Genomic DNA, 21,242 nt, shown 5'->3' on the forward strand with positions numbered 1-21,242 from the left:
ATGGAGAAAACATATGGAATGATGGCGGCCGCTTCTGTGATCGAGGAGGTGCAGAAGGCTGTCATCGGAAAACAGGATTGTATTAAAAAGGTAATGGCCGCAATTCTGGCGGGCGGACATGTCCTGATCGAGGACATTCCGGGAGTCGGGAAGACGACGATGGCGGTCGCATTTTCAAAAAGTATGGGCCTGGACCGGCACAGGGTGCAGTTTACTCCGGATGTGCTGCCGGCGGATATTGTCGGCTTTTCTCTTTATGACAGGCAGACCCAGCAGTTTGTCTATCAGCCGGGAGCGGTGATGTGTAACCTGCTTCTGGCGGATGAGATCAACCGGACGTCACCGAAAACACAGTCAGCGCTTCTGGAAGTTATGGAGGAGGGACAGGTGACGGTGGATCAGAAGACATACCCGGTGCCGGATCCGTTTATTGTGATCGCGACGGAAAATCCGTTTGGTTCTGCGGGGACACAGATGCTGCCGGAGTCACAGCTGGACCGGTTCATGATCTGTATTTCCATGGGCTATCCGGATATCCAGGCAGAGATTGAGATCGTAAAGGGCAGTCAAAAAGGGAATCCGGCAGATGCGGTCAAGGCGGTAGTCGGAACGGAGATGCTTCTTGAGATGCGCGCGGAAGTGGAACAGGTCTATGTGCATGATGCGGTTTATGAGTATATCGGACGGCTTGTGGAGGCCACCAGAAACCATCAGATGGTCAGGCTTGGAATCAGTCCGAGGGGTACGATTGCGCTTGCAAAAGTGGCGAAGGCGTATGCCTATCTGGAAGGACGGACTTTCTGTATTCCACAGGATGTGGCGAAGGTGTTCCCGGATGTGGCGGTTCACAGGCTGTTTTTAAGTGCCAGGGCCAGGGCGGCCAGGATGGAATCTTCCCAGGTGATCGAGGAGATTCTTGCCATGATCACGCAGCCAAAGGCCGGAAAAGGGAGAAGAGAATGAAAAAATGGTTGTATCTGGCTGCCGTTCTCGCAACAGTTTATCTGAATCTCGTTTACGAGTGGCCGGACGGTAGATATATACTTGCGGTAGAACTTGTATTTCCGGTTATTTTGTGCCTTCAGGCCAGAATGATGGGAGCGAAGATCCGGATCTGCCCGCAGGGGGATTTTCAGATGGCGGAAGAAGGAGAAACGCTGAATATTCCTTTTGTAGTGGAAAACTGCGGAGTGTTTCGGATCCCGTTTCTCAGAGTACAGATTGAACATAAAAAGCAGACGGTGCGGAACCTGAAAAAAGGGGAGAAGCATACCTTTCTGTTTCCATATGAGGCCAGCGCTTGTGGAAAGCATGAAGTCAAAGTGAAAAAAGCGGTGACGACCGATGCTTCCGGTATGTTCAGGATCCGGATCCGGAAGTTGCAGTCTGTCCCTGCGGAGATTCACATTGTGCCGAAGGCGTATCCGGTGCTTGCCGAGATCAGCGAAGCGGTCCGCCTGTTTGTGACAGAAGGCGAAGAGTACGCAAAAGACCGGGGCGGGGACGATACGTCCGAGGTGTTTGACGTCCATGAATATCAGCCGGGAGACAGAATTGCCCAGATTCACTGGAAGCTGAGCGCGAGAACAGATGAGCTGTACATGAAGGAATTCAGTTTTCCTCTAGGAGCGGCTGTCATTCTTCTTCTGGATCCGGGTGAGTCGAAAATGACAGAAGAGGCGGGCAATGTGTTTTTGAATCTGGCGGCTTCAGCCGGACGGGCGATGGTGGAGGAATCCTGCCGGTTCTATGCGGTCTGGAAAGAAAGCAGGACACAGATTTTTAAAAGGTTTCTGGTGAAGAACGAGGAGACTTTTTACGACTGGCTTTTAGCGCTTTCTTCCACGCAGGTTTCCGAACTTGACAGACTTGACGAAGATCTGTACCGGCACGAATTTTTTGAACCGTACTTGAAAGCGGTGCGTATTGGCGGAGATCTGTCTATTCAGTGCGGAGAGGAGATGCCGGTTTTCTTTCACGAGAAAACATTTGTAGAAGAATTAAACAGGAGGGTATTGGAAATATAGGTGGTCAGGGAGTATGAACACAAAAAAGATAGATAGTAATCGATGGGAAAAAATCTGGATTCTTCTGTCTGCGGCAGCAGGAAGTAGCGGTGTATACTTTGCTTTCGGATCGGTATTCGATCCGGCAGCTGATATCCGCATGTTCGGAATCGGAATGCTGATGTTTGTGATCTGCTGGTTTCCGTATGTGTGGATGGAAAAATATGTATGGGCAGGATGTGCTGTGGGAATTCTTCCTGTGGTATGGTTCTGGTTTGTGCAAAGAGAGGCCATACAGGAGGGGCTGAAAGAAGAGGTCATCGGAAATTCCGTGCTGCAGATTCAGCAGTATTTCAGGGAAATACAAAGTACAGTACGGGTCCAGGCGGACGAAAAGACCATGGCAGCGGGGATGCTGGCACTTTGCGGCCTGTTTCTGGCAGTCTGCGTTCTGGCAGGATCCGTCCGGAAGCTACGCATGGTTGTGATTCTTCTCTATGCGGCAGTCTTTTCCTTTCCGTTTTTTACCGGAATGACAATCAGGGCGGAGGGAGCGGCGCTGCTTGGATGTGCGGTTCTCTGCCTTGTGATGGCAAGTCCGGTCAGCGCAAAACGCCCGCTTGTCATTGCGGCCGCTGCAGCACTGGCAACCGGCGTGCTGATTCCGAAACAGCAGATGGAAACCTTTTTTGCGGATCCGGCAGCATGGCAGGACCGGATCGAGGACTTCTTTACGCGGGCTGCATACGGCGGCGTGTCGGACGGGAAACTGGGAACTTTTGATGAAATGGTGGAAAGCGGTGAACTTCAGCTTGAGGTAACCCTTTCAGAACGGCCGGAGCAGGACGTTTATTTTCAGGGATATATCGGAACGGATTACCGTGACAGCCGGTGGGTAAAATCAAAGGAAACAGGAGGACTTTCCGAAGAAGAGATCAGCAGAGCACGAAATGCAGAGTATGAGACAGTGCGGGAAAACAGTGGACAGCTCGGATATCAAAGTGTGACAGCTGAAATTACAAGAAGAGGGGCAAGCAGAGCGTACCGGTACCTTCCGTATAAAAACAGCCAGACAGATGATTTTTATGGAGATACCTATGTGGAAGGCCGGGGAAGAAACTATGCGGTGGAAGCCGTTCTGGCAGGCGATATCGGAGAGTTGAAAATCAGTCCGGAAAATGTGGCATATGAGCAGACAGAAGATAGAGAAGCCTATACAGACTTTGTAAACGAAGCCTATCTGCAGGTGCCTGAAGAATTCCGTGAAAAGTGGGAGGATACGGCACGGATTCTTCGAGGAAGAACACTTCGCAGCACAGTCCGGGAGGTGGCGGATTATCTTGGAACAGTTGCAGATTATACAAAAAGCCCGGGGAGAACACCGGATGGAGATGATTTCGTTGAATATTTTCTTGGAGAAAGCCACGAGGGATACTGCGTTCATTTTGCTTCAGCAGGTGTGATGTTCCTGAGAATGAATGGAATCCCTGCACGTTTTGTATCCGGATATATCGCAAGACCGTCAGAGTTTGAAGAGACAGAAGACGGAATGTATCTGGCTGAACTCGATGACAGTACGGCACATGCCTGGGCGGAGGTTTACGTAGAAGGCTGCGGATGGCTTCCGGCAGAAATGACGCCGGCATACCGGCAGAATTCTGCGGGAGGAACATCAGAGCCGGACGGGCCTGTAAGTGTAGTGGGGGAGACGGATCCGCAGACAGAAGAACCGCAGACACCGGAGCAGGATTCTACGTCTCAGCAGGAACCACAGCCGGATACGCAGACAGATGTACAGGACGGAACAGGACAGTCATCAGAAAATCAAAACGGAGATGGAACGAGAGAGGAGATGCTTTCCGGAAGAATCTGGATAATCCCGGTATCTGCCGCCCTGGCAGCGCTTTGTTTACTTCTTTTTGCACGAAGAAGAAAATGGAGAAGCGTCCGGATGCAGAAAGACTTGCGGAACAAATATCTCAGGCTGTACCGGATTCTTTATCAGATGATGGAGTATGACAGGAAGAAACCGATTCCGGAGGACGAGGAAGAGATTTGCCGGATCCTGAAAGAAACCTATCATATTTCCAACAAGAGGAGCAGGAAGATCATCATCCGGTTGCTGGAAACAGCTTTTGGAAACAGAAATCCGGAGAAAAGAGATTTCAAAGAACTGGAAAAACTCTGTATTTCTGTACGGGAGAAAAGTATGGCGTCCAAAAATCTCTTCCAGAAATTTCTGTTTGTGTTTGGAAAAGGATTCTAAATAAATATTGAAAGATGAAAGCGGATACGGTATAATAAATCTAACCTGAAATGTTCGATAACTCTTGTAATTTTGAACCTACAAAACTTTAAACGGGATTCCTATTATCTCTGTAATATGTCAGGCCTCATTACATCAGTGGAAGGCAGAAAAGCAGATGCGGTTGCCCACCTAGCGGACTGCTAGGAGTCAAAATACAGGAGCCGGCATTTTGGGGGTGCGTACGAAAGAGAAAGAGCAGTCGTGATACGGCTGCTTTTTACTTTATAGCGGAAGTTTTCCGAAAAGGACGGCTTTTTTCGACATGTCTTTGAGGAGGTGTTTTGGAAAGGATGCCGCTTCGGAAACATACATATAAAAAACAGATGAGACATACATTAGGATAAATGCGGCGGACAAGGTGCGTAAGATGAAAAAACACTGGAACGGTAATTTTTTATATTATTTTGGCGGGATTATACTGAGTCTTTTTTTGTGCGTAGGATTGGTGCATATGGTTTCGGGCGGATATGAAGCGGAGACTGGAAAGAAAGCGGTTTCCAAGAAAGAAGAAACAAAAGAGAAGAAGACGCCGGAGGAGCAAAAAGGAAAAGAGGAGCAGGAGCAGCCCGTCATACGGGTCCTTTTAAAGACCGGAGGGTATACGGATGAAGTACATCCAAATGTAGCCGTATCGGCAGGGGGAGGACTTCTTCTCGAAGGAGCCGGAGGAAAGCGGGAAGCCAAAGAGGGCGAGACCGTGACGATTGCCCCGGATGATCCGTTGTTTGAGGGCGGAACCATCCGTGTAAAAACAAAAAAAGAGGGAGATAAGATTACGATTTCCAGTCTGAAGAGAGGATACGGAGTGCCTTCCTACAGGGGAGAACTGGAGTTGTTTTCTACCGCTCAGGGAATTGCTGTCATCAACGAGCTTCCTCTGGAAGAATACCTGTATGCAGTAGTGCCGAGTGAGATGCCGGCTTCCTATGAAGAAGAGGCACTAAAGGCACAGGCAGTCTGCGCAAGAAGCTATGCCTACTGTCATATGGAAGGGCAGGCGTATCCGGAATATAAAGCCAATGTGGACGACAGTACAGCTTATCAGGTCTATGGAAATTCTGCCGAGCAGGAAAAGACGATTGCCGCGGTGGACGCAACAATGGGAGAGAAGCTGAAGTATCATGACACTGTGGTGAAAGCGTATTATTTTTCCACTTCCTGTGGAAGAACCACCAATGTAGAGGCGTGGGGCACGAAAGTTTCAGATGCAAATTCATACCTGAAGGGGACCAGGGTGGAGGAAAACGGAACCTGCTATGAAAAAGATCTGCCGTGGTTTTCCTGGAGCTGTGATATCCCGGTTGAGACCGTTTCCAATCTCTTTGGACTGAATACCGGACAGGATGTCGGTACGATTTCGCAGATCGAAATTACAAAAAGGGGGGAAGGAGATGTGGCACTGGAAATGAAAGTAACAGGATCCAAAGGAAGCGCTGTGATCCGGACGGAAAATAAAATCCGTAGCGCACTTGGTGGAAACGGGTATAAAATCCAGAAACAGGACGGCACAGAGGCAGCATCTGCTAAACTGCTGCCGAGTGCATTTTTTACAGTAGAAAAGCGGGGGGAAAGTTTTCACATTAAAGGAGGCGGCTATGGACACGGAATCGGAATGAGCCAGAATGGGGCGAATGAAATGGCAAAAAAAGGGAAAGATTATATAACAATCCTTGGAATGTTTTATGATGGTGTGGAAATTACAGCGGATTGATGGTATGATAACAGGAAAAAAGGACAGAATGAGGTAGAATATGATCAAAAAACAGTGGGACCGGATCATGAGAATATTGGATCGAGCGGCACAAAGCCATGTCGGGGCGTATGCTGCTCAGTCTGCGTTTTTCTTTGTCCTGTCACTGATTCCGATTATCCTGCTTCTAATGACAATGGTACAGTATACGCCGCTTACAAGAGGCGATGTGATGACGGCGGTTACGGAGGTATTCCCGAAGACTGTCACGCCCTTCCTGATATCCATTATCAATGAAGTATACAGCCAGTCCACAGCAATCATTCCAGTGACGATCCTTGTCGCATTGTGGTCGGCTGGAAGAGGGGTGCTTGCGATAACGTCCGGACTCAACTGTATTTATCAGAGCAAGGAGACGAGAAACTATTTCTATCTGAGACTTAGAGCATCCGTTTACACGGTGCTGTTTCTTCTGGTTATAATTTCCTGCCTTCTCCTTGCCGTATTCGGAAACCGGATCAGCATTTTCGTAGAAATAAACGCTCCGGTGCTGCAAAAGGCAGTTGACTTTTTGATCCGAATCCGAACCTCTTTGACAGTCGGAGTAATGATGCTGTTCTGTATGCTCTTGTACCGCTTTCTGCCGGACGTAAAAATCAGAACCAAATGGAAGCATCAGATACCAGGATCTGTTTTCAGCGCAATTGGTTGGCAGATTATTTCCCTGATTTTCTCTGTCTATCTGGACATTTTTGAGGGATTTTCCACTATGTACGGGAGTTTGACGACCATTGTCCTTGTCATGCTCTGGCTGTACTTCTGTATGTACATGATTTTGCTTGGCGGCGTGATCAACATTACCATTTTCAAAGATAATCTGGATAAGGCTTGACAGACAGCGGCAGCACACCGTATACTGGAAAGGCAAAGAAATAAGAAATGAGGTGAAAGGATGATCATTACTTCCTGTAAATGTTAAGACAATGAAACATAACGTACACAGAAGACGCCGGAGGCGGATTCTGCCCGTACACATTGCAGGAAGAGACATTCTTTTTTCATTATAGAAACAAGAGGAAAAGATGGCCAGAAGAGTCATGAAAAGAAGAACTGTTCTTTTCATGACTCTTTTTCTTTTGGCGATGTTCGGGGACGTGTTCCGATGCACCGGAACACGTCCCCGGTATAGCCTAAGTTAAAGTCGGGCTTTTTTGCAGTGTGTGCATGGTGAAAGGGGATGATGAGATGTCGCAGATACAGATTACAGATCTTACTTTTTCGTATGATACGCATTTTGAGTCGATTTTTGAGCATGTGAGTGTGCTTTTGGATACGGACTGGAGGACGGGGCTGATTGGTCGGAATGGGACCGGAAAGACGACGTTTTTGAAGCTGTTATCGGGTGCGTATCCGTACCGGGGAAGGATCCGTATGTCGGAGACGGCGGAGTATTTTCCGGTGGATATCCGGGATGTGAGGAAGTCTTCTTTGGAGGTCCTGGAGGAAATTGATCCGGATTATGAGTTCTGGAGAGTTTTAAGAGAGATGGAATGGATGGGAATGGATTCGGCCATCCTGGAGCGGCCTTATGGGACGCTTAGTCCGGGAGAGCGGATCCGGCTACAGCTTGCGGTGCTGTTTGCCAAGGAGCATGCGTTCCTTCTGATTGATGAGCCGACAAATCATCTGGATGAGGAGGGGAGGCAGATGCTGGCCTCTTATCTGAGCAGGAAGAAGGGATTCCTTCTTGTTTCCCATGACCGGAGGCTTCTGGATGCCTGTACGGATCATACGATGGCGATTGAGCGCAGCAGCATCCGGATCTACAAGGGAAGTTTCCAGACATGGCAGAGAGAAAAGAGTCTGCGGGATCAGGCGGAGTTGGAGCAGAATCAGAAGCTGAAAAAGGAGATCCGCCATCTGGAGGCGGCGGCAAGGGAGGCCGGAAGATGGGCAGGTAATAAGGAGAAAGAAAAGATCGGTCATAAAGTGGGAGGACTGAAGCCGGACCGGGGTGCAATCGGCCATAAGGCGGCGAAGATGATGAAGCGGTCCAAGGTGCTGGAGCACCGGATGGAGAAGGCGGCTAAAGAAAAGGCAGGGCTTTTAAAGGACATCGAGACGGTGGAGGAACTGAAAATGTTTCCACTGGATTATGAGAAGGAGCGTCTTGTTTCCGTGGAAGGGATTTCGTTTGCCCGCGGGGACCGTCAGATTTTGAAAGACTTTTCGTTGGAAATCCGGCGGGGAGACCGGATTGCTTTGAAAGGGCCGAATGGCTGCGGGAAGACGACGATTCTGAAGCTGACTGCAGGGATCTATCAGCCGGATGAGGGAAGAATTCAGACCGGAAGCGGCCTGAAGATTTCGGTTGTCAGCCAGGATTCTTCTGAAATGAGAGGAACGCTGGCGGAGCTGGAAGAGGAGGCGGGACTTGATAAAACGCTGTTCCGGGCTGTTTTGAGGAAGCTTGATTTTTCCAGAGACCAGTTTGACAAGCGTCTGGAGGAGTACAGCGAGGGTCAGCGTAAAAAGGTGCTTCTTGCAAAGAGCCTCTGCGAGCCGTCCCATCTATATATCTGGGACGAGCCGTTAAACTACATTGATATATTCACAAGAATTCAGATTGAGAATCTGATTCTTGAGCGGAAACCATCCATGATCTTTGTAGAACACGACAGTGTATTTACCGAACGGATTGCAAAGAGCGCTGTACGTTTCGAAAAAGATCCTCAAAGCGCCGGATTTAAAGCAGTTTTCGAGAGTTCCGGACTTGACAAAGAGCAGGGGGATGTTTAAAATAAAGAAGATACAGTAAAGGCTGTGAATGTGTCAGTAGGATATCTGATCTCCGACAGAGAGAAGGAGCCGCAGGCTGGAAGCTCCTTTCGATTTGACAGATATGCCGAATTTCCCACAGGAGCTGCATTTCTGAACAGAGAGTAAGAAATGACGTGTAGTGCACGTTACGCATACAAGAGAGCCTGCCTTTTGACGGCAGGAATCAGGGTGGTACCGCGGATTGATTCTCCGTCCCTTTTTGGGGCGGAGTTTTTTTGTTTACCGGAAAGGATTGGACTTTCCTGAATACGAAAAGCCTTCTGTTCGGTACAGGCTGCCTTGGTTGATGAGTAAAGGAGGAAAATCATGAAAGAAAAGCTTCAGAGCATCAGAGAAGAAGCATTAAAGCAGATCCAGTCTGCAGATGTGCCGGAAAAATTAAATGATGTACGTGTCAGGTTTTTAGGTAAAAAAGGAGAACTGACAGCAGTTCTCAAAGGAATGAAAGATGTAGCGGCAGAGGAACGTCCGAAAGTCGGACAGATGGTCAATGAAGTCCGCCAGGAAATCGAAGGTATTCTGGATGAGACAAAGAAAAAGATGGATGCAAAGATCCGGGAAGAAAAATTAAAAGCTGAAGTGATCGATGTTACGCTTCCATCCAAAAAGAATGTAGTGGGACACCGTCATCCGAACACTATTGCCCAGGAAGAGGTAGAGCGGATCTTCATCGGTATGGGATATGAAGTAGTCGAAGGACCGGAGATCGAATACGATCTCTATAACTTTGAGAAGCTCAACATCCCGGCAGATCATCCGGCAAAAGATGAACAGGATACATTCTATATCAATAAGGATATCGTGCTCAGAACCCAGACTTCCCCGGTACAGGCTCGTGTCATGGAGCAGGGGAAACTTCCGATCCGTATGATCTCTCCTGGACGGGTATTCCGTTCTGACGAGGTGGATGCAACGCATTCTCCGTCTTTCCATCAGATCGAAGGACTTGTAGTAGATAAAAATATTTCTTTTGCGGATCTGAAAGGAACGCTGGAAGTTTTCGCAAAAGAGCTGTTCGGACCGGAGACAAAGACAAAATTCCGTCCGCATCATTTCCCGTTCACAGAGCCAAGCGCCGAGGTGGATGTGACATGCTTCAAATGTGGCGGAAAGGGCTGCCGTTTCTGTAAGGGATCCGGATGGATCGAGATCCTTGGCTGCGGAATGGTACACCCGCACGTGCTGGAAATGTGCGGAATTGACCCGGATGAATATACCGGTTTCGCATTCGGTGTAGGGCTTGAGAGAATTGCCCTTCTGAAATATGAGATCGACGACATGAGACTGCTGTACGAAAACGACATCAGATTCTTAAAGCAGTTCTAGGATAAGGGAGGAAAAAAGATCATGAATACATCATTATCATGGATTAAAGCATATGTCCCGGATCTGGACGTGACAGAGCAGGAATACACAGACGCCATGACACTGTCCGGTACCAAGGTGGAGGGATATGAAAAGATGGATGAAGATCTGGACAAGATCGTGGTAGGGCAGATTGAGAAGATCGAAAAGCATCCGGATGCGGATAAGCTTGTAATCTGCCAGGTGAATATCGGAAGCGAGACAATTCAGATCGTAACCGGAGCGCCGAATGTGGAAGAAGGACAGAAAATTCCGGTTGTTCTCGTGGGAGGCCGTGTAGCAGGCGGACACGATGGAAGTAAAACGAAAGGCGGAATTGAAATCAAGGCCGGAAAACTGCGCGGAGTGGACAGTTACGGCATGATGTGCTCCATCGAAGAGCTTGGTTCTACAAAAGAAATGTATCCGGAAGCACCGGAAAACGGAATCTATATTTTCCCGGATGATGTGGAAGTTGGTGCAGACGCCATTGAAGTACTTGGACTTCATGATGCGGTATTTGAATATGAAGTCACATCCAACCGTGTGGACTGCTTCAGCGTGATCGGAATCGCAAGAGAAGCAGCGGCAACATTCGGAAAGAGCTTCCATCCGCCGGTTGTTAAAGAGACCGGAAATGAGGAGAATGCTTCTGACTATATCAAAGTGACTGTCAAGAATCAGGATCTCTGCTCCAGATACTGCGCAAGAGTCGTAAAAAATATTAAAATCGGACCGTCTCCAAAGTGGATGCAGAGAAGACTTGCATCTGTCGGAATCCGCCCGATCAACAATCTTGTTGATATCACAAACTACGTGATGGAAGAATACGGACAGCCGATGCACGCTTACGATCTGGATACCATCGCAGGAAAAGAAATCATTGTCAGAAATGCAGAAGACGGTGAGACATTCACGACACTGGACGGTCAGGAGAGACACCTTGACAAAGACGTACTGATGATCTGCGACGGCGAAAAATCCATCGGAATTGCCGGAATCATGGGAGGCGAAAATTCCATGATCACAGATCACGTGCACACTGTTCTGTTTGAGGCAGCATGCTTTGACGGGACAAATATCCGTAAGTCCAGCAAACGTGTAGGACTGCGTACCGATGCATCCGGAAAATTTGAAAAAGGACTGGATCCGAACAATGCAAAGGCAGCGATCGACCGTGCATGCCAGCTCGTAGAAGAGATGGGCGCAGGTGAAGTAGTCGGAGGAACTGTAGATGTATATGGAAAGGTAAAAGAGCCTGTCCGTGTTCCGTTTGATGCAGATGCCATCAACCGTCTTCTTGGAACAGATATTTCTAAAGAAGAGATGATCGGATACCTTGCAAAAGTAGAACTTGCCTACGATGAAGAGACAAACGAAATCGTGGCTCCGACCTTCCGACATGACATTTTCCGCCTTGCGGACCTGGCAGAGGAAGTGGCAAGATTCTACGGCTATGACAATATTCCGACTACCCTTCCGAAGGGAGAAGCGACAACAGGAAAGCTTTCCTTCAAGCAGAGAATCGAAGCTTCCGCAAGAGAAATCGCGGAGTTCTGCGGATTCAGCCAGGGTATGACATATTCCTTCGAGAGTCCGAAAGTATTTGATAAACTCCTGCTTCCTAAGGATGCGCCGGAACGTCAGGCAATCCAGATTTCCAATCCACTTGGAGAGGACTACAGCATTATGCGTACCATTTCCCTGAACGGAATGCTGACTTCCCTTGCAACGAACTATAACCGGAGAAACAAAGATGTAAGACTCTATGAGCTTGGAAATATTTATCTTCCGAAATCACTGCCGCTTACCGAACTTCCGGAAGAGAGGATGCAGTTTACACTTGGAATGTACGGAGAAGGCGATTTCTTCAGCATGAAAGGTGTTGTGGAAGAATTCTTTGAAAAGATCGGCATGCGCAAAAAAGAACAGTACGATCCGAACGCGGGCAAATCCTTCCTGCATCCGGGACGTCAGGCAAATATTGTTTATGAAGGAACCGTTGTCGGTTATCTTGGAGAAGTTCATCCGGAAGTTGCGGACAATTATGGCATTGGCGGACGTGCATACGTTGCAGTCATCGATATGCCGGAAGTGGTTGCACGCGCAACATTTGACCGGAAATACAGCGGAATCGCAAAATTCCCGGCTGTGACAAGAGATATCAGTATGGTAGTTCCAAAAGAGATCCTTGCAGGGCAGATCGAGGCGATGATTGAGCAGAGAGGCGGAGAAATTCTGGAAAGCTACAATCTGTTTGACCTTTATGAAGGCGCTCAGATCAAAGAAGGATACAAATCCATCGCATATTCGATTGTATTCCGTGCGAAAGACAGAACGCTTGAGGAATCAGACGTGACGAAAGCCATGAAAAAGATTCTCAACGGTCTGGAGAGCATGGGCATCGAACTGAGACAGTAAAGAGGAATCGTCATCATGATGAAAAAAGAAGACTTTTATTTTGAACTGCCGCAGGAACTGATCGCGCAGGACCCGCTGGAGGACCGCTCCGGCTCGAGACTCCTTGTCCTTGACAAGGAGTCCGGTGAGATTGAGCACAGAACCTTCCGGGACATCAAAGAGTATCTGGAGCCGGGAGACTGCCTGGTGATCAATGATACCAAAGTCATTCCGGCCCGGCTGATCGGGTCCAAAGTGGGAACAAATGCAAAGATCGAGATTCTGCTTTTAAAGAGAAAAGAAAATGACATCTGGGAAACCCTTGTAAAACCCGGAAAAAAGGCAAAGCCCGGGACGAAAATCAGCTTTGGCGAAGGGCTTCTCATCGGAGAAGTGCTGGACGTGGTGGATGAAGGAAACCGCCTGATTCAGTTTTCCTACGAAGGAATCTTTGAGGAGATTCTGGATCAGCTTGGACAGATGCCGCTCCCGCCGTATATCACCCATCAGCTGGAGGATAAAAACCGCTATCAGACCGTGTATGCAAAACACAGCGGATCCGCGGCAGCTCCGACGGCAGGCCTGCATTTCACGCCAGAGCTTCTGGAAGAAATCAAAGAAAGCGGTGTCGAGATCGCTCATGTGACACTTCATGTCGGGCTTGGCACCTTCCGCCCGGTGAAAGTGGAGAATATTCAGGAACACCATATGCACTCGGAGTTTTACCGGATTGAGGCTTCTGAAGCAGAAAAGATCAATCGTGCAAAACGGGAAGGACACAGGGTGATCTGTGTCGGAACGACAAGCTGTCGCACGGTGGAGTCGGCGGCAAAACCTGACGGAACACTCTCAGAATGCAGCGGATGGACAGAGATTTTCATCTATCCGGGATATCGGTTTAAAGTACTGGACTGCCTTCTGACGAATTTCCATCTCCCGGAATCGACTCTGATTATGCTGGTCAGTGCACTGGCAGGAAGGGAGCATGTGCTTCATGCATATGAGGAAGCAGTAAAAGAACGCTACCGTTTCTTCAGCTTTGGGGATGCCATGCTGATCCGGTAACAGACAGTATAAAAAAAGAAAACTGGAAGCAGAAATCTATGGGCTTTGGATTCTGCTTCCAGTTTTTTCTTTTGAGGGTTGGAAGGTTTATGTTTGGTTTCATAGTTAAATAACTATTACAATACATACTATACCGGAAAAATATGAAAGGAATGTGTACGCCGGATAAAAGGATTCTTAAAAAACGAAAGAAACTATTAAAAAAGTCTTTACGATCCGGAAATACTATCTGGATATAGTAAAACCACGGCCTCCAACGTAGTTGACGTTGTCGATGACAGTAAAAGCAGTAGGATCAATCGTATAAATCATCTTTTTTACATCGTTGATCTTCCGGTACGGCAGAATGGTAAGGATCACCTTGGATGGATCCAGATGATATCCGCCCTCTGCCTGAAGGAAAGTCAGACCAAGATCAAAGGTATGAAGAAGTTCCTGACGGATCTTTTCATGCTCGGAAGAAAAAATCAGAAGCTGGACTTCTGAACGGCCGTAGGTGATGACCTTATTAACCATGATACTGGTAACAAGTATGACAATAATTCCGTAAACTGTCTGAAGAAGTGGCTTTGAGACTGCCTGCAGAAGAATCACGGTGCAGTCGCACACATACATGACAACAGAGACAGGAATGCGAAACTTCTTATTGAGAACAACACCGAGAATGTCAAATCCGCCGCTGGAACCATTTGCCCGCAGGATAATGCCGCTTCCGATTCCAAGAAGACATCCGGCAAGAAGGCTGCTCAGAAAAGGATCCTGAGATAACGGAAGAAACAGGTCGATCTGGGAGAAGACATCCAGAAGGACCGGAAACAGGAAAGTCATAATCAATGTTTTAAAAATGAATTCCTTCCCGGCAAACAGCCATCCGACAAGAAACAAAAGGATATTGATACAAAGTACAATCGCAGACAGAGGGAGCGGAAGCAGGTTCTGCAGAATAACAGACAGACCTGTCACACCTCCTGCCACAAAATTCTGAGGCAGTACGAAGAGACCAAATGCGGCAGCCGTCATGGTGCCTCCTACTACGATCAGGAGATAAGACAAGAGTTTTTTCTTCATAATATAGTACCTCCAGGGATTTGATAAGTTTCGATCTGTACTATATGGTACAATCTGAAAGCACGGAACGTCAAGTTAATGCGTTGAACTGAAAAAAGCTCCCGGGCAGGACTGTAACTGCCGGAGAGCTTTTTGAAAGCGGAGATGGTGGGAGTCGAACCCACGCGCCCTTGCGGACCTATCGCATTTCGAGTGCGACCTCTTACGACCACTTGAGTACATCTCCATAGTCGCTGATAGAATCAGCTTATATATTATATCAAAAGATCTATAAAAAGAAAAGAGAAAATCCGGAAAAAAATCAACTTGCCTTTTGTAGAAAGACAACTGTCTTTGTATGCGAGAAAAAGACAAGTGAGATTAAAATGTTTGTCAGAGACGGAAAAAATGCTTGAAATTTTACAAAGGAGGGAGTATTATTAAGATAGAAATTAGGCAGTTTGTCAAAAGAACGGAGGAATTCAAAAATGAGCGATAACATGATGTGGGCATTGGTAAAAGAGAAACCGGAAGCAGGTTTATGGATGAAAAGAGTACCGATTCCGGAAGTAGGACCAAATGATGTAAAGATCAAAATCCACAAAACGGCTATCTGCGGTACAGACGTACATATTTATCAGTGGAATGAATGGGCACAGCATACGATTCCGATCGGACTGACAGCAGGTCATGAGTATGTCGGAGAAGTCGTAGAAGTAGGTCCTGGAGTACAGGGATTCAAGATCGGAGATCTCGTATCCGGTGAAGGACATATCACATGCGGCAAATGCCGGAACTGCCTGGAAGGACACAAGGAAAACTGCAAAGATGCAAAAGGTGTTGGCGTTAACAGAAATGGTGCATTTGCAGAATATCTTGTAATTCCGGCTTCCAATGTATGGCCGTGCAATCCGAATATCCCGGAAGAGATGTATGCGATTTTTGATCCGTTCGGAAACGCTACACATACAGCTCTTTCCTATGATATGCTGGGAGAGGATGTTCTGATTACAGGCGCAGGCCCGATCGGAATTATGGCAGCGGCAATCGCAAAATTTGCAGGAGCAAGACACGTTGTTGTTACAGACCTGAACCAGTATCGCCTGGATCTTGCAACAAAACTTGGGGCAACAAGAACAGTAAACTTAAAAGAAGAAAAACTGACAGACGTCATGAAAGAAATTGGTATGACAGAGGGGTTTGACGTAGGTCTTGAAATGTCCGGAAGCCCGGCAGGACTTTCTGATATGATTCACAATATGAAACACGGCGGAAAGATCGCGCTTCTCGGACTTCAGGGAACAGAAACGAAAGTCGATCTGGAGACAGTAATCTTCAATGGTCTGAATATCCGCGGTATCTATGGAAGAAAAGTATGGGATACCTGGTACAAGATGTCCACAATGCTTCAGGCAGGACTTGATATTTCCCCGATCATTACACACCGCTTCGACATCAAAGATTACGAAAAAGGATTCGAGGCAATGATCTCCGGAAATTCAGGAAAAGTAGTACTTGACTGGTCTCATATCAATGACTAGGCAAGCGATCGAAGATAAGAAAGGAAGATAGATTCAAATGGCACGTAAAAATGATATTTTAAGCATTTATACAAAAACAGTAGATGAAATCAAAGAAGCAGGCCTTTTCAAAGGGGAAGCTCCGATCTGCTCTCCTCAGGGAGCAAAAGTAGTTCTGGAAGATGGAAAAGAGTACCTCAACATGTGTGCAAACAACTATCTGGGACTTTGTAACAACCAGAGACTGATCGACGCTGCAAAGCGTACTTATGATGAAAGAGGATTCGGTGTTGCTTCAGTACGTTTCATCTGCGGAACACAGGACATTCATAAACAGCTGGAGAAAAAGATCTCTGATTTCCTTGGAACAGACGATACTATCCTTTACTCCTCCTGCTTTGACGCAAACGGCGGTCTGTTTGAGACAATTCTGAAAGCAGAAGACGCAGTCATCAGTGATGAACTGAACCATGCTTCCATTATCGATGGAGTACGTCTCTGCAAAGCAAAGAGATATCGTTACAAAAACAATGATATGGAAGATCTGGAAGCAAAATTAAAAGAGGCAGATGAAGCCGGAGCAAGAATCAAACTGATCGCTACAGACGGTGTATTCTCCATGGACGGTATCATCGCAAACCTGAAAGGTATCTGTGATCTTGCTGACAAATACAATGCACTTGTTATGGTAGATGACAGCCATGCAGTTGGATTTGTAGGCAAAAAAGGCCGTGGTACAGCAGAATACTGTGGAGTAGAAGGCCGTGTAGATATTATCACGGGAACACTTGGAAAAGCCCTGGGCGGAGCATCAGGCGGATACACATCCGGACGTCAGGAAATTATTGACCTGCTTCGTCAGCAGAGCCGTCCGTATCTGTTCTCCAACTCTCTTGCACCGGCAATTGTCGGAGCAAGCATGGAACTGTTTGATATGTTAAGCGAAAGCACAGAACTCCGTGACCATCTGGAGGAAGTTACTACTTACTACCGCCAGAAACTGGATGAAAATGGATTTGACGTTATTCCGGGAACACATCCATGTGTGCCGGTTATGATCTACGATGAGAAGACAGCTGCTGAATTCGCTAAGAGAATGATGGAAAAAGGTGTTTATGTCGTAGCATTCTCCTATCCGGTAGTACCGAAGGGAAAAGCAAGAATACGTACACAGGTATGTGCAAGCCATACAAAAGAAGATATCGATTTCATCGTAAAATGCTTCATCGAAGTGCGTGAAGAAATGGGACTGAACAAATAACATTATATTGTGTAGCCATGATAGCAGAAAGACGCCGGAAGGCGTCTTTTTGCATGAAAAGAAAAGTACGGTCCGGGTCAATGTAAAATCTTGGAGAAAGATATTGCTTTTCTGCGGAAAAGGAGTATAATGATTAAGATTTCATAAAAATTATATAAAATTTTTTTGTTTGCGCAGGAGGAGTCATGAATATCATTATTGTAGGAGCTGGAAAAGTAGGAACAACAATTGCAGACCAGCTTAGCTCTGAAAATCATAATATTACGATTATTGACCTGAATCAAAAGAAAGTGGAAGAGGCGGAAGAAGAGTTTGATGCGATGGGAATTGTGGGAAACGGTGCCAGCCATCAGGTACAGGTGGAGGCCGGTGTCATGGATGCGGAACTTCTGATCGCAGTTACCGGTTCAGACGAATTGAATCTTCTTTGCTGCCTGATCGCGAAGAAGACGGGAAAGTGCCAGACAATCGCGAGAGTAAGAAATCCGATTTACAGCAAGGAAGTAAACTTCATCAAGCGCCAGATGGGCCTGTCGGTTGTTATCAATCCGGAGCTGACGGCCGCTCAGGAGATTTCCCAGCTGCTTCGTCTTCCGTACGCCAAGAAGGTTGATACATTTGCAAGAGGAAGGGTGGAAATGATCAAATTCCGGATGAATCCGGAACTCCATATGGATGGACTTCAGGTCGCGGATATTATTTCCAAAATGAAGTGTGACATTATGATCTGCGGCGTGGAGAGACAGGGACAGGTTGTGATCCCGAACGGAGATTTTGTTCTGAAGAACAACGATATGGTATCCATGATGGCAGTGCCGAAGGAGACGGCAAAGTTCTTCCGCAAAATGGGGATTCCGACCCATCAGGCAAAAAGTACACTGATTGTAGGCGGGGGCACGATAGCATACTATCTTGCAAAGCAGCTTCTCGAAATGAGGGTGGATGTCAGAATTATAGAACAGAATAAAGAGCGGTGTGAGATGCTCAGTGAACAGCTGCCGGAAGCTACGATTCTTCAGGGAGACGGAACTGACAAGGAATTTCTCCTGGAAGAGGGTCTGATGCATGCGGATTCCTTTGTGGCGCTGACCAATATGGATGAGGAAAACCTGATGCTTGCACTGCTTGCACGAAAATACTCGAACGCAAAACTGATTGCCAAGGTCAACCGGATTCACTTCGAGGAAGTAGTGGATGAACTGGATATTGACAGCGTTATCTATCCGAAAAACCTTGCGGCGGATCACATTGTCCGCTATACAAGAGCGATGCAGAATTCCCTTGGAAGCAATGTGGAGACTCTTTACAAAATCCTGGACGGACAGGCGGAAGCGCTGGAGTTTGTCATCCGGGAAGATTCCAGTGTCACAAATCAGAGGCTTATGGATCTTCCGTTAAAGGATCATCTGCTTGTATGTTATATCAGCAGATATGGAAAACTGAAGATGGCCCGTGGACAGGACATGCTGAAAGTAGGGGATTCCGTGATTATCGTGACAACTCACAAGGGTCTTCACGACATTGCGGATATTCTGAAATATTAATGAGAGACCAGACGGGGAAAAGGAGTAAAGACTATGAATTATTCTATGGTAATGTATATCGTAGGGTGGATACTGAATTTTGAAGCAGCGTTTATGCTTCCTTCCTGTCTTGTGGCGATGATTTATCAGGAAAAATGCGGAATTTCTTTTTTGATTACAATGGCAGCTGCACTGGTAATCGGAATACCGCTGACGGTTCGGAAACCCAAAAACAAAGACTTCCATTCCAGGGAAGGATTTGCCAGCGTTGCCCTTGGATGGATTGTACTGAGCATCGTGGGGGCGGTACCATTTGTGATAAGCGGAGTGATTCCAAATCCGGTGGAAGCGTTGTTTGAGGCAGTATCCGGATTTACAACCACCGGATCCAGCGTTCTGACGAATGTGGAGGTAGTGCCGCGCTGTATTCTCTTTTGGAGAAGTTTTACCCACTGGATCGGCGGAATGGGAGTACTCGTTTTCATTATGGCGATTCTGCCGCTGAGCGGAGGAAAAAATATCAATCTGATGCGGGCGGAAAGTCCGGGACCGTCCGTCACAAAAATGACTTCCAAAATCAAGAGTACGGCAAAAGTTCTGTATCAGATCTATATTGTCATGACAATCATTCAGATCATACTTCTTCTGATCGGGAAGATGCCTTTGTTTGACGCACTTACCATCACATTTGGAACGGCCGGGACCGGCGGCTTTGGAATTAAGAACGACAGTCTTGCCGGATATTCGCCGTATCTGCAGTATGTAGTGACAACTTTCATGATTTTGTTCGGTGTTAATTTTAATTTTTATTTCCTTCTGCTTCTGAAAAAACCGATAGAAGCATTAAAAAGCGAGGAAGTCAGATGGTATTTTGGGATCATTGCGGCGGCCGTGCTTGTGATCTTTTTGTATATCCGGTCTTCCTATCCGACCGCAGAAGAGGCTTTCCGGCATTCTGCTTTTCAGGTGGGATCTATTATTACAACGACCGGGTATGCAACGACAGACTTTAACCTCTGGGCACAGGTGCCCCGGACCATTCTGGTCATGCTGATGTTTGTAGGGGCATGTGCGGGAAGTACCGGAGGAGGAATCAAGGTATCCCGTATTCTGATTCTCGGAAAGACCATCAGAAAAGAACTGAACCAGCTTGTACATCCTACCGGAGTCAAGAAACTTCAGATGGACGGACGGCTGATTTCACAAGAAGTACTCAGGGCTGCAAATGTCTATATGATTATTTATATTCTGATTTTTGCGTTTTCGGTACTGCTGGTTGGAATTGATGATTTCGATCTGGTAACAAATTTTACAGCAGTAGCAACGACATTAAATAATGTCGGCCCTGGACTTGAAATGGTCGGGCCGACAGGAAATTTCAGTGCGTTCAGCAATGGAACGACACTCGTTATGATCTTTGACATGCTCGCCGGAAGGCTGGAACTGTTTCCGCTTCTTTTATTATTCCATCCGGGAGCATGGAAAAAGTTTTGATTACATATCAGGAAAGTGGATAGAACGGGCAGAGGGGTTTCAGACACTGTCCGTTTTCTTCATGGAAAGAACAGCGGATGCTGCAGGAAACCGGGAGTTCCACCTGAAAATGCTCTTTTGTAAATTCTACTGCACTTAAAATAGCAAGGAATGAATCCCGTTTGCAGCATCTTGGACCGCCGTGAGTTCCAATGTTTTCCAGAGACCTGGAGGTCATTTGATTGGAAAGCCCCCAGGAAGTACCGGCAAGAGGAGTTGCCTTTGAGAGGATGGAGCAGTATATTCCAGTGCTGACTCCGGCACCGCAGCATCCCCAGAAGCCGCAGACACCGCCAGGCACCTGTTTGCCACGTTCTTCCATTAAAGAGAGTGCTTCCTCAAGATCGATACTGCCTCCACAGTTTTTATAAGCGGTCAGAAGGGCGGAGCCGACGAGGATATGGTGTTCAGGTCCATGCATATAGATAAAAGGATTCTGCATGATCTGCTGTGCGATCTGAATCGGATCTTTCAGATCCGTGGAAAGGCAGAAGTCCCGGATGGCTTCAAGTCCCTTTGCTTCGTGACAGGAATCGCAGACAAAATGTCCATCTTCACAGCAGGCATTGGATAAAAACGTCTGATGACAGATGGAACATTCCATTTCCTTTGCGTGTTCTGTATAAATCAATTCTTTGCCGCAGATTAAGCAGGCGTTTGGATTCCGTTTCATGTGTTTATTCTCCCTGGTTTTCATTTTTACA

Annotated in this window: 15 protein-coding genes, 1 tRNA gene, 1 other RNA gene and 1 other annotated feature; of the genes, 14 read left to right on the forward strand and 3 right to left on the reverse strand. The window is 47.1% G+C overall.

Annotation, left to right across the window (positions count from 1 at the left end; all coding sequences use genetic code 11):
• The 10 genes from FGQ85_RS04050 to queA all read left to right on the forward strand — a co-directional run bounded on the left by FGQ85_RS04050 (position 1) and on the right by queA (position 13,654).
• Positions 1–963, forward strand: a complete 963-nt coding sequence (locus FGQ85_RS04050) for a MoxR family ATPase (RefSeq protein ID WP_242960092.1) — start codon at positions 1–3, stop codon at positions 961–963.
• Positions 960–2,027 (forward strand): DUF58 domain-containing protein, encoded by a 1,068-nt coding sequence (locus FGQ85_RS04055; RefSeq protein ID WP_138372742.1) that lies wholly within the window; start codon positions 960–962, stop codon positions 2,025–2,027. Before FGQ85_RS04050 ends, FGQ85_RS04055 begins: the two co-directional genes overlap by 4 nt.
• Before the next feature lie 13 nt (positions 2,028–2,040).
• Positions 2,041–4,272: a transglutaminase-like domain-containing protein gene (locus FGQ85_RS04060; protein ID WP_138372743.1), complete on the forward strand. Its 2,232-nt coding sequence runs from the start codon at positions 2,041–2,043 to the stop codon at positions 4,270–4,272.
• A gap of 39 nt (positions 4,273–4,311) precedes the next feature.
• Positions 4,312–4,494: non-coding RNA, 6S RNA (gene ssrS / locus FGQ85_RS04065), on the forward strand.
• 271 nt (positions 4,495–4,765) lie between these two features.
• Positions 4,766–6,025, forward strand: coding sequence for a SpoIID/LytB domain-containing protein (locus FGQ85_RS04070; protein ID WP_243128482.1), 1,260 nt, complete (start codon positions 4,766–4,768; stop codon positions 6,023–6,025).
• A gap of 40 nt (positions 6,026–6,065) precedes the next feature.
• Positions 6,066–6,896 (forward strand): YihY/virulence factor BrkB family protein, encoded by an 831-nt coding sequence (locus FGQ85_RS04075; RefSeq protein ID WP_087167449.1) that lies wholly within the window; start codon positions 6,066–6,068, stop codon positions 6,894–6,896.
• 353 nt (positions 6,897–7,249) lie between these two features.
• Positions 7,250–8,803: a ribosomal protection-like ABC-F family protein gene (abc-f, locus tag FGQ85_RS04080; RefSeq protein ID WP_138372745.1), complete on the forward strand. Its 1,554-nt coding sequence runs from the start codon at positions 7,250–7,252 to the stop codon at positions 8,801–8,803.
• A gap of 15 nt (positions 8,804–8,818) precedes the next feature.
• Positions 8,819–9,045, forward strand: a binding site (T-box leader).
• 106 nt (positions 9,046–9,151) lie between these two features.
• A complete protein-coding gene (gene pheS, locus FGQ85_RS04085) occupies positions 9,152–10,171 on the forward strand; it encodes a phenylalanine--tRNA ligase subunit alpha (protein WP_087167447.1) in 1,020 nt (339 codons plus the stop codon).
• Between the two features lie 21 nt (positions 10,172–10,192).
• Positions 10,193–12,610 (forward strand): phenylalanine--tRNA ligase subunit beta, encoded by a 2,418-nt coding sequence (gene pheT, locus FGQ85_RS04090; protein ID WP_138372746.1) that lies wholly within the window; start codon positions 10,193–10,195, stop codon positions 12,608–12,610.
• 18 nt (positions 12,611–12,628) lie between these two features.
• A complete protein-coding gene (gene queA / locus FGQ85_RS04095; RefSeq protein ID WP_087167523.1) occupies positions 12,629–13,654 on the forward strand; it encodes a tRNA preQ1(34) S-adenosylmethionine ribosyltransferase-isomerase QueA in 1,026 nt (341 codons plus the stop codon).
• A 225-nt stretch (positions 13,655–13,879) separates the two neighbouring features.
• Here queA and FGQ85_RS04100 read toward each other — a convergent pair whose 3' ends face one another.
• Together FGQ85_RS04100 and FGQ85_RS04105 are read right to left on the reverse strand one after the other, a co-directional pair.
• Complete coding sequence (locus FGQ85_RS04100; protein WP_087167445.1) at positions 13,880–14,722, reverse strand: YitT family protein; 843 nt, start codon at positions 14,720–14,722, stop codon at positions 13,880–13,882.
• A gap of 139 nt (positions 14,723–14,861) precedes the next feature.
• Positions 14,862–14,948: transfer RNA gene (locus FGQ85_RS04105), tRNA-Ser, on the reverse strand.
• A gap of 256 nt (positions 14,949–15,204) precedes the next feature.
• Between FGQ85_RS04105 and tdh the strand changes: the two genes are divergently transcribed.
• The 4 genes from tdh to FGQ85_RS04125 all read left to right on the forward strand — a co-directional run bounded on the left by tdh (position 15,205) and on the right by FGQ85_RS04125 (position 20,499).
• Positions 15,205–16,242 (forward strand): L-threonine 3-dehydrogenase, encoded by a 1,038-nt coding sequence (tdh, locus tag FGQ85_RS04110; protein ID WP_343215524.1) that lies wholly within the window; start codon positions 15,205–15,207, stop codon positions 16,240–16,242.
• Between the two features lie 37 nt (positions 16,243–16,279).
• Positions 16,280–17,482, forward strand: a complete 1,203-nt coding sequence (locus tag FGQ85_RS04115; RefSeq protein WP_138372747.1) for a glycine C-acetyltransferase — start codon at positions 16,280–16,282, stop codon at positions 17,480–17,482.
• A 185-nt stretch (positions 17,483–17,667) separates the two neighbouring features.
• Entirely contained in the window at positions 17,668–19,026 is a 1,359-nt protein-coding gene (trkA, locus tag FGQ85_RS04120) for a Trk system potassium transporter TrkA (RefSeq protein ID WP_087167442.1), read from the forward strand.
• Between the two features lie 33 nt (positions 19,027–19,059).
• Complete coding sequence (locus FGQ85_RS04125; protein WP_138372748.1) at positions 19,060–20,499, forward strand: TrkH family potassium uptake protein; 1,440 nt, start codon at positions 19,060–19,062, stop codon at positions 20,497–20,499.
• A 7-nt stretch (positions 20,500–20,506) separates the two neighbouring features.
• Here the strand turns inward: FGQ85_RS04125 and FGQ85_RS04130 are convergent, their stop codons facing one another.
• On the reverse strand, positions 20,507–21,211 hold the full coding sequence (locus tag FGQ85_RS04130) for a DUF5714 domain-containing protein (RefSeq protein WP_138372749.1): 705 nt from the start codon (positions 21,209–21,211) through the stop codon (positions 20,507–20,509).
• Positions 21,212–21,242: the final 31 nt, after the last annotated feature.

The sequence above is a fragment of the Pseudoflavonifractor sp. BSD2780061688st1 E11 genome (assembly GCF_005844125.1).
Lineage (GTDB): Bacteria > Bacillota > Clostridia > Lachnospirales > Lachnospiraceae > Sellimonas > Sellimonas catena.